Source organism: Streptomyces sp. URMC 129, from assembly GCF_051386415.1.
GTDB lineage: Bacteria > Actinomycetota > Actinomycetes > Streptomycetales > Streptomycetaceae > Streptomyces.
Window position 1 is genome coordinate 1 of record NZ_JBPQTQ010000176.1, and the last position, 9,305, is coordinate 9,305.

Annotated in this window: 8 protein-coding genes and 1 rRNA gene; 4 read left to right on the forward strand and 5 right to left on the reverse strand. The window is 75.4% G+C overall.

Going from position 1 to position 9,305, the window contains the following annotated elements; translation table 11 throughout:
- Positions 1-69, forward strand: a 5S ribosomal RNA gene (gene rrf, locus ACSNOC_RS25625); the annotation flags it as partial.
- Between the two features lie 91 nt (positions 70-160).
- On the opposite strand, the gene ACSNOC_RS25630 is transcribed toward rrf, so the two are convergent.
- From ACSNOC_RS25630 to ACSNOC_RS25650, 5 genes are read right to left on the reverse strand one after another with little or no spacing between them, the layout of a single operon-like run.
- A complete protein-coding gene (locus ACSNOC_RS25630) occupies positions 161-1,468 on the reverse strand; it encodes a DUF58 domain-containing protein (protein ID WP_436749947.1) in 1,308 nt (435 codons plus the stop codon).
- Positions 1,468-2,460: an AAA family ATPase gene (locus ACSNOC_RS25635; RefSeq protein ID WP_436749948.1), complete on the reverse strand. Its 993-nt coding sequence runs from the start codon at positions 2,458-2,460 to the stop codon at positions 1,468-1,470. The genes ACSNOC_RS25630 and ACSNOC_RS25635 overlap by 1 nt, the downstream gene beginning before the upstream one ends.
- Complete coding sequence (locus tag ACSNOC_RS25640; protein WP_436749949.1) at positions 2,457-3,665, reverse strand: DUF4350 domain-containing protein; 1,209 nt, start codon at positions 3,663-3,665, stop codon at positions 2,457-2,459. Before ACSNOC_RS25640 ends, ACSNOC_RS25635 begins: the two co-directional genes overlap by 4 nt.
- Positions 3,666-3,696: 31 nt before the next feature.
- The gene (locus ACSNOC_RS25645) at positions 3,697-4,383 is read right to left on the reverse strand and encodes a DUF4129 domain-containing protein (protein ID WP_436749950.1); all 687 of its coding nucleotides are present in this window, start codon (positions 4,381-4,383) and stop codon (positions 3,697-3,699) included.
- A 4-nt stretch (positions 4,384-4,387) separates the two neighbouring features.
- Positions 4,388-5,563 carry a DUF7544 domain-containing protein gene (locus tag ACSNOC_RS25650; RefSeq protein WP_436749951.1) on the reverse strand — a complete coding sequence of 392 codons (1,176 nt, stop codon included), beginning with the start codon at positions 5,561-5,563 and terminating at the stop codon, positions 4,388-4,390.
- 180 nt (positions 5,564-5,743) lie between these two features.
- Between ACSNOC_RS25650 and mtnA the strand changes: the two genes are divergently transcribed.
- From mtnA to mtrB, 3 genes are all read left to right on the forward strand, one after another.
- Entirely contained in the window at positions 5,744-6,838 is a 1,095-nt protein-coding gene (gene mtnA / locus ACSNOC_RS25655; RefSeq protein ID WP_436749952.1) for an S-methyl-5-thioribose-1-phosphate isomerase, read from the forward strand.
- Positions 6,835-7,512 (forward strand): two-component system response regulator MtrA, encoded by a 678-nt coding sequence (gene mtrA, locus ACSNOC_RS25660; protein ID WP_086160249.1) that lies wholly within the window; start codon positions 6,835-6,837, stop codon positions 7,510-7,512. The genes mtnA and mtrA overlap by 4 nt, the downstream gene beginning before the upstream one ends.
- Before the next feature lies 1 nt (position 7,513).
- A partial coding sequence (gene mtrB / locus ACSNOC_RS25665; RefSeq protein ID WP_436749953.1) for an MtrAB system histidine kinase MtrB occupies positions 7,514-9,305 on the forward strand: 1,792 nt, incomplete at its 3' end.

The following is a 9,305-nucleotide window of genomic DNA, read 5'->3' on the forward strand; positions in this document are numbered from 1 at the left end:
GAAGCTAAGCCCTCCAGCGCCGATGGTACTGCATGGGGGACCGTGTGGGAGAGTAGGACACCGCCGGACAATTATTGGGTATATGCGTGGGGCCCGCTGGAATATTCCAGCGGCCCCACGCATATATCCTTTTTCTTTTTTCTGTCTGCCTTTTCCGGTCTCACAGCTTTCCCGCCGCCTTCAGGGAGAGGTACGCGTCGGCCACGGCCGGCGGGAGCTGGTCGGGGGCCGCCTCGACCACCGTGACGCCCAGGCGCTGAAGACGGTCGGTCGTCCGCCGCCGTTCGGCCTGGTGCTGGGCCGCCGCCGCTGCCTCGTAGACGCCGGGGACCGTGCCCCGCGTGCGGGCCATCTCGGTGATGCGCGGGTCGGCAACGGCCGCCACCAGCACCGTGTGGCGCTGGGTGAGACGCGGCAGGATCGGCAGCAGGCCCGACTCGACCGGGGCCGCGTCCAGGCCGGTGAACAGGACGATGAGCGAGCGGCGCGGTGCCCCGGCCAGGGCCGCGGCGGCCATGGCGTGGGTGTCCGTCTCGATCAGCTCCGGTTCGAGCCGGGTCATCGCCCGCACCATCGCGGGCAGGGTGTCCCCGCCCGTCCGGCCGCGCACCGAGGCGCGGGTCGTGCGGTCGAACGCCAGCAGGTCGACGCGGTCCCCGGCCCGGGTGGCGAGCGCCGTCAGCAGCAGGGCCGCGTCCATGGCGGCGTCCAGGCGCGGCACGTCACCGACCCGGCCCGCCGACGTCCGGCCGCAGTCGAGCACGAGCAGCAGGTGGCGGTCGCGTTCCGGGCGCCAGGTGCGCACCGCGACCGACGACTGCCGGGCCGTGGCGCGCCAGTCGATCGAGCGGATGTCGTCGCCCGGCACGTAGTCCCGGAGGCTGTCGAACTCCGTGCCCTCACCGCGCGTCAGCAGCGTGGTGCGGCCGTCGAGTTCGCGGATCCGGGCCATCTTCGCCGGCAGGTGCTTCCTGCTCGTGAACGGCGGCAGCACGCTCAGCGTCCACGGCACCGCGTGGCTGCCCTGGCGCGCGGCGAGGCCGAGCGGGCCGTGCGAGCGGATCGTGACGCGCACCGCCCGGTGGTCGCCGCGCCGGGTCGGGCGCAGCACGGTCGAGACCCGGCGGCGCTCCCCGGCCGGGACCGTGAGGCGGTGCCGTGAGGCGGCGTAACTCGTGCCGGGGTGCCAGCTGCTCGGCGGCCAGGCGTCGCGCAGGTCGGCGCGGAGCGGGCGGGGCGACGGGTTGGTGACCGTGAGGTGCACGGCGGCGTCCTCGCCCAGGCGCACCGAGGTGGCGCCCGCCCGTTCCAGGCGCAGCGAGCGGACGGGGGCGGCGCGGGCCAGGTCGAACAGGACGGCGGCCAGCAGCGGGAGGCAGACGGCGAGGATGCCGTGCCAGCCGGGGAGGAGGCCGACGACCAGGGCGCCGAGGGCGGCGATCAGCGCGGTGCGCCCGGAGAGCGCCATCAGCGCGGCACCGCGACGCGCGCCAGCAGACCGGTGATCACGCTGTCCGCCGTCACGCCCTCCATCTCCGCCTCGGGCCGGAGCCGGACCCGGTGGCGGAGCGTCGGCAGGGCGAGGGCCTTCACGTCGTCGGGGATGACGTAGCCGCGGCCGGAGAGCCAGGCCCAGGCACGGGAGGTGGTCAGGAGCGCGGTGGCGCCGCGCGGGGAGGCGCCGAGAGAGAGCGAGGGCGACTCGCGGGTGGCCCGGCACAGGTCCACCACGTAGCCGGTGACGTCGGCGGTGACGGACACCTTGGCGACCTCGGCGCGGGCGGCGGCGAGGTCGGCGGGACCGGCGACGGGCCGGACGCCGGCCGCCGCCAGGTCGCGCGGGTCGAAACCGGCCGCGTGCCGGGTGAGGACGTCGATCTCCTGGTCCCGGCTGGGCAGCGGGAGGTTGAGCTTGAGGAGGAAGCGGTCGAGCTGGGCCTCGGGGAGGGGGTAGGTGCCCTCGTACTCGATGGGGTTCTGCGTGGCGGCGACGAGGAAGGGGTCGGGGAGCCGGCGGGGCAGGCCGTCGACCGTGACCTGGCGCTCCTCCATCGCTTCGAGCAGCGACGCCTGGGTCTTGGGCGGGGTGCGGTTGATCTCGTCGGCCAGCAGCAGGTTGGTGAAGACCGGGCCCGCCTGGAAGGAGAACTCGGCGGTGCGCGCGTCGTAGACCAGGGAGCCGGTGACGTCGCTGGGCATGAGGTCGGGGGTGAACTGGACGCGTTTGGTCTCCAGTTCGAGCGCGGCGGCCAGGGTGCGGATCAGCAGTGTCTTGGCGACGCCGGGCACGCCTTCGAGAAGGACGTGGCCACGGCACAGCAGGGCGACGACCAGGCCGGTGACGGCGGCGTCCTGGCCGACGACGGCCTTGCCGATCTCGCCGCGCAGGGCTTCCAGAGCGGCGTGCGGGCCTGCCGCGGGCGGCTGGGTCGGGTCGGTCGGTTCGGTCGGTGCGGTCACGGGCGGTGGTCCTTGCCTTTCGTCGCGTCGGGGGTGACGCGCCGCTCCAGCGCGTCGAGGTCGTCGGCCAGGCGGACGAGGCCGGTGTCGTCCGCGGGGGGCGGGCCGAAGAGCAGGGCGTGCACGGCCTGCGGGGTGTCCCCGGTGTGGGCGGCGACGGCGGCCGGGAGCGAGCCGGGGGTGTGGGCCGCCGCCGGGGCGACGCCGACCAGGGGGGCGAGCCGGGTACGGGCGGCGGTGCGCAGCGCGTCGGCGGCGCGGTCACGGGCGCCGGCGCGGTGGTACAGGCGGGCGTGGCCCTCGGTGGTCTCGGCGGCCCGGACCGTGACGGGGAGCCGTTCGGTGACGACCGGGCCGAGGCGGCGGGCGCGCCAGGCGGCGGCGAGGGCGACGGCGACGGCGAGCTGGAGGGCGGCCCAGCGCCAGCCGGGGTGGAGAAGGCCGAGGAGGCTCTGCTCGTCGTCGGCGCCCGGCGCCTCCTCGCCGGAGGGGAGGTACCAGACGAGCCGGTCGCGGGCGCCGAGGAGCTGGAGGGCGAGGGAGGCGTTGCCGTCCTCGTCGAGGTGTTCGTTGTGGAGGAGGTCGGCGGCGCCGAGGAGGACGGTTTCGCCGCCCGTCCGGCCGGTGGGCAGGGTGACGAGGGTGGGGAGCCCGGAGACGGGGTAGCAGCCGGTGCCCTCGGGGCCGGGCAGCACGTAGCCGTATCCGCCGAGGTGGGCGCTGCCGGCGCGGCGGGCGGCCGGGTCGGCGCAGTCGGGCGGGCGTTCCTCGACGGAGGCGGGTCCGGCGGCCAGCACTCCGGGGGTGAACGCGTCGAGGGCCGCCCGGCCGGGGGCGAGGAGGACGAGGCGGGCGCCCCCGGCGTCGGCGGCCCGGCGCAGGGTGTCGCGGCCGTCGTCGGTGAGGGCGTCGGGGTGGACGACGAGGAGCGTCGTGTCGGGGCCGGTCGCGGCGGCGGCCTCGCGGGCGGTGGTGGCCAGGGTGACGTCGACGCCGCGTTCCGCGAGCAGCTCGGCGACGGCGCGGCTGCCGGACTGGGTGGCGGAGCGGGGGTCGAGGGTGCCGTTGTCGCCCGAGGTGAGCAGGCCGAGGACGGCGCCGGTCAGCGCCAGCAGGGCGAGGGCGGTGAGCAGGCCCCGGGCGCGGCGCCAGAGGCCGCGGGCGTCGGGGGAGACGGCCGTGGTGGCGTTCTCGGTGGCGGTCATCGGGCGCCGCCGGTCGGGCCGGTGGTGCCGGTCATGGGGCCGTCCAGGACGGTGCGGTGGCGGCGGTGAGGTCGGGTTTGGCGCGGCGCAGGCGGGTGTCGAGGTCGGTGAGCCGGGCGTAGTCGTCGGGGTCGGCCGGCAGGCCGCCGTAGGTGACGGCGTCGAAGGTGGCGGCGGCCGAGCGCAGCTGCGGGGCGAGGGCGGGCAGCGGGCGGGCGGCCTCGGCGGCGGCCTCGTCCGCGGTGCGGCCGGGGCGGGGGTCGAGCAGGGCCCGTTCCTCCAGGGAGCGGACGACGGCGCGCATCCGTTCCCGTACGGCGTCGGCCCAGCGGCCGGCGGTGGCGTGCTCCTCGGCGGCGGCGCGGTGCTCGGCGGCGGTGCGCGGCCGGTCGGTGAACACCGCGCCCGACCGGCCGGGGCCGCCGGTGCGGGCGGTGGCGAGGCGGCCGAGGCGCAGCCGGACGGCGATGAGCAGGCCGACGGCGAGGGCGACGATGATCAGCAGGCCGAGCCAGCCGCCGGGGGTGCGGAACGCGGCGCTCTCCAGGGCGCCGAAGATGTGCTCCCACAGCCAGCTCCAGGCGCGCTGGACCGGGCCTGGTTCGTGCTCGGCGTAGCGCTGCTCGGCCAGCTCGCGGCGGGCCGCGTCCCGGGCGGCGTCGCGGTCGATGAGGACGGGCGGGCCCGGCGGGTCGTCGTCCGCCCACGGCAGCGCCACGGTGTCAGCTTTCCCGGGCCTGGCCGTCGACGCCCGCGGCGCGGGCCAGTTCGAGGTCGAGGGCCTCGCGGCGGATGCGCTGGTCGATGTAGAGGAGGGCGACGACGCCGGCGCCGATGGGCAGGGTGATGGTGCCGGAGATGACCGAGCCGACGCCGGCGACGGCGAGATAGGTCCAGGTGAGGTCGGTGGTGCTGCCCTCGTAGAAGCTGTCGGCGCCGTTGCCCGCCGCGATCCCGGCGAGGATGGAGGTCGGGATCTCGATGATGCCGCCGACCACGGTGATCAGGAGGAGCACGAGGACCTGGACGCCGAAGACGCGCCACCAGGAGCCGGTCACGAGCTTGGCGGAGCGGCGCAGGGCGGCGACGACGCCCTGCCGTTCCAGCATCAGGGCGGGCGCGGCGAGCGAGAACCGCACCCAGAGCCAGATGGCGAGGGCGGCGCCGCCGGCGCCGGCGACGACGACGAGCGGCACCAGGCCGGTCAGGGCGGCGGCCAGGACGGGGAGGGTGACGGCGAGGATCGCGATGAGCGGGACGAGCAGCACCAGGCCGAGCAGGCGCGCCAGCCGGGAGCGCGAGTCGGCCCACGCCTCGCCGATGGTGACCTCGCGGCCGAGGACCGCGCGGCTGACGACGACGGTGAGCATGGCGGTGGCCAGGACGCTGCCGAGGAGGGCGACGACGCCGGTGACGGACATCAGGGCGGTGAGGTCGACGAGGGCGTCGCGGATCTGCTCGTCCGTGGGGTTCGGGTTGTCCTCCAGGGCGGCGATGCCGGAGCTGTCACCGATCCAGGTGTGCATGGCGACGGCGGAGATCAGCTCGGTGACGATGGCGATGCCGAGGGCGATGCTCAGCACCGTCCGCCAGTGGGCGCGGGCCGTGGAGACCGCGCCGTCGAGTATCTCCCCGATACCCAGGGGGCGGAGCGGGATGACGCCGGGCTTGGCGGCGAAGGTGTGCGGGTGCCAGCCGCTCCAGCCGCCCCAGCCGCCGGGGGCCGCTCCGCCCGGTTGGCCGGGCCGGCCGGGCGGTGGCGGGGGCGCGGCCTGCCAGCCCTGGGGCGCGGGGGGCTGCTGAGGGGCGGGAGCGGGTTGGCCGGCGGGCGCGGGGTCGTTCCGGTCGTTCTCCGGCGGTGGTGATCCGGGGGACGCCCAGCCCGGCGAGTCGCTCACAATCTCTCCTCGGTCGCTTCGCACCTTTGCTGCCGACGCGGCCGGCTTCTGGTGTCGGATGGCGTCGGGCAGGTCTGGCGCCCATCGTGCCATGGCGATACGCCGGGCGCCCCGGGACTCCGGTGACAGGCCCCGCCCCCTCGCCTTCTCTCGTGCCTGCCGGAAGGGCAGACTGTGCCAATGGCTGATCTGACACTCCCCGCCCTGCGCTGGGCCGAGCCACCCGACGGGCCGGTGCTGGTGCTGCTCGACCAGACCCGGCTGCCCGTGGAAGAGGTGGAGCTCGTCTGCACGGATGTGCCCGGGCTGGTCGCGGCGATCCAGTCGCTCGCGGTCCGGGGGGCGCCGTTGCTCGGCCTCGCCGGGGCGTACGGCGTCGCGCTGGCCGCCGCGCGCGGATACGACGTGGTGGAGGCGGCGCGGTCGCTGGCCGAGGCGCGGCCGACCGCGGTGAACCTGGCCTACGGGGTCGAGCGGGCGCTCGCGGCACACCGGGCGGCGGGCGGCGACGGGCCGGCGGCGGCGCGGGCGGCGCTGGAGGCGGCCGTGGCGCTGCACCGGGAGGACGCCGAGGCCAGCGCCCGGATGGCGGAGCTGGGCCGGGAACTGCTGGCGGAGCTGCTGCCGGGCGGCCGGTACCGGATCCTGACCCACTGCAACACCGGCGCGCTGGTCTCCGGTGGTGAGGGAACGGCGCTGGCGGTGATCCGGTCCGCACACCGGGCGGGGGAGCTGCGGCGGCTGTGGGTGGACGAGACGCGGCCGTTGCTCCAGGGGGCGCGGCTGACGGCGTACGAGGCGGCGCGCGACGGGATGCCGTACGCGGTGCTGGCGGACGCGGCGGCGGGGTCGCTGTTCGCGGCGGGTGAGGTGGACGCGGTGTTCATCGGGGCGGACCGGATCGCGGCGGACGGCTCGGTGGCGAACAAGGTGGGCAGCTACCCGCTGGCGGTGCTGGCCCGGCACCACGGGGTGCCGTTCGTGGTGGTGGCGCCGGTGAGCACGGTGGACTTGGGGACGCCGGACGGCGCGTCGATCCACATCGAGCAGCGGCCGGGGCACGAGGTGACGGATGTGGCGCCGGGGGTGCCGGTGGCGCCCGTGGGCGCGCAGGCGTACAACCCGGCGTTCGACGTGACGCCGCCGGAACTGGTGACGGCGATCGTCACGGAGCGGGGCGTGGTCTCGCCGGTTGACCGGGGAAACCTGGCGGACGTCTGTGCGAGGGCACGTTCGACCGAGACGGATTCAGGGGATGGAATGATGAAGGCATGAAGGGACGCGTACTCGTCGTCGACGACGACACGGCGCTGGCGGAGATGCTCGGCATCGTGCTGCGTGGGGAGGGGTTCGAACCGTCGTTCGTGGCGGACGGGGACAAGGCGCTGGCCGCGTTCCGTGAGATCAAGCCGGATCTGGTGCTGCTCGACCTGATGCTGCCCGGCCGGGACGGCATCGAGGTGTGCCGCCTCATCCGCGGCGAGTCCGGGGTGCCGATCGTCATGCTCACCGCGAAGAGCGACACGGTCGACGTCGTCGTGGGCCTGGAGTCCGGCGCGGACGACTACATCGTCAAGCCCTTCAAGCCGAAGGAGCTGATCGCCCGCATCCGGGCGCGGCTGCGGCGCTCGGAGGAGCCGGCGCCCGAGCAGCTCGCGATCGGTGACCTGGTGATCGACGTGGCGGGGCACTCGGTGAAGCGGGGCAGCCAGACCATCTCGCTCACGCCGCTGGAGTTCGACCTGCTGGTGGCGCTGGCGCGCAAGCCGTGGCAGGTGTTCACCCGCGAGGTGCTGCTGGAGCAGGTGTGGGGGTACCGCCACGCGGCGGACACCCGGCTGGTCAACGTGCATGTGCAGCGGCTGCGTTCGAAGGTCGAGAAGGACCCGGAGCGGCCGGAGATCGTGGTGACCGTCCGCGGCGTGGGTTACAAGGCCGGGTCCAGCTGAGGTGTCCGACCGGACGTGGTGGCAGGGCCCCCGGCTGCTGACCGAAAGGGCGACGGGCAGCCGGGCCCAGCCCGCTATCCGGATCTTCGGGCGCTGGGCGCGCGGCCCGCTGCTGTCGCTGATGCGGCTGTGGCGGCGCAACATCCAGCTCCGCGTGGTGGCCAGCACGCTGCTGCTGTCCCTGGCGGTGGTGCTGGTGCTGGGCTTCGTGGTGATCGGGCAGGTGCGCAACGGCCTGCTGGAGGCGAAGCGGCAGACGGCGCAGAGCCAGGCCGAGGGCGGCTTCGCGGCGGCGAAGGAGCAGGCCACGGCGGACGGTGACGAGGAGGCCGGGGCCGGTCGGTCCGCGGACGCGGGCGAGTGGATGACCAGCATCGTGCAGCAGCTCGCCAGCGGCGGGCAGGGCGTGTTCTCGGTGGTGGCGCTGCCGTCGCAGCTCTCCACGCCGTTCGTCGGGGACCAGGGGTCGGCGCCGCTGGGGGCGCGGGCGCAGGGCGACATCAACCCCGAGCTGAGCATCCCGGCGGAGCTGCGGGAGGCGCTGGACGCGGATCTGGCGACGCACCGGCAGTACCACACGATCGTGCGGCAGGACGGCAGCACCGAGGCGGCGCTGATCATCGGCCGGCGGCTGGTGGACAACGAGAGCCACCAGTACCAGCTCTACTTCGTCTTCCCCTTCACGCAGGAGGAGAAGTCCCTCAGCCTGGTGACGGGCACGATCGCGACGGCGGGGCTGTTCGTGGTGGTGCTGCTGGGCGCGATCGCCTGGCTCGTGGTGCGGCAGGTGGTCACCCCGGTGCGGATGGCGGCCAGGATCGCGGAGCGGCTGGCGGCGGGGCGGCTGCACGAGCGGATGAAGGTCAGCGGCGAGGACGACATCGCACGGCTGGGCGAGTCGTTCAACAAGATGGCGCGCAATCTCCACCTCCAGATCCAGCAGCTGGAGGAGCTGTCGCGGATGCAGCGCCGCTTCGTCTCGGACGTGTCGCACGAGCTGCGGACGCCGCTGACGACCGTGCGGATGGCGGCCGACGTCATCCACGAGGCGCGCGGCGAGTTCGACCCGGCGACCGCCCGGTCGGCGGAGCTGCTGCTCAGCCAGCTCGACCGGTTCGAGTCGCTGCTCGCGGACCTGCTGGAGATCAGCCGGTTCGACGCGGGCGCGGCGCGGCTGGAGGCCGAGGACACCGATCTGCGGGACGTGGTGCACCGCGTGGTGGAGGGCGCCGAGCCGCTGGCGGTGCGGAAGGGCAGCACGCTGCTGGTGCGCGGCGCGACCCGGCCGGTCGTCGCGGAGGCCGACCCGCGCCGCGTCGAGCGGGTGGTGCGCAACCTCGTGGTCAACGCGATCGAGCACGGCGAGGGCCGTGACATCGTGGTGCGGCTGGCGGCGAGCCAGGACGGCGGGATGGTGGCCATCGCCGTGCGGGACTACGGCATCGGGCTGCGGCCGGGCGACGCGGAGCAGGTTTTCAGCCGCTTCTGGCGGGCCGACCCGGCGCGGGCGCGGACCACGGGCGGCACCGGCCTGGGGCTGTCGATCGCCCTGGAGGACGCGCACCTGCACGGCGGCCGGCTGGAGGCGTGGGGCGAGCCGGGCGGCGGCGCGCAGTTCCGGCTGACGCTGCCGCGCTCGGTCGGCGGTCCGCTGCGCGGGTCGCCGCTGCCGCTGGAGCCGGGCGACTCGCGGGCCAACCGGGCGCGCGGCGCGGGCGGCGACGGAGCTGGGCGGCTCGAAGAACGGCGGGCCCTGGTGGGACTGGAGCGAGGCCAAGGTCGCGGTCGAACGG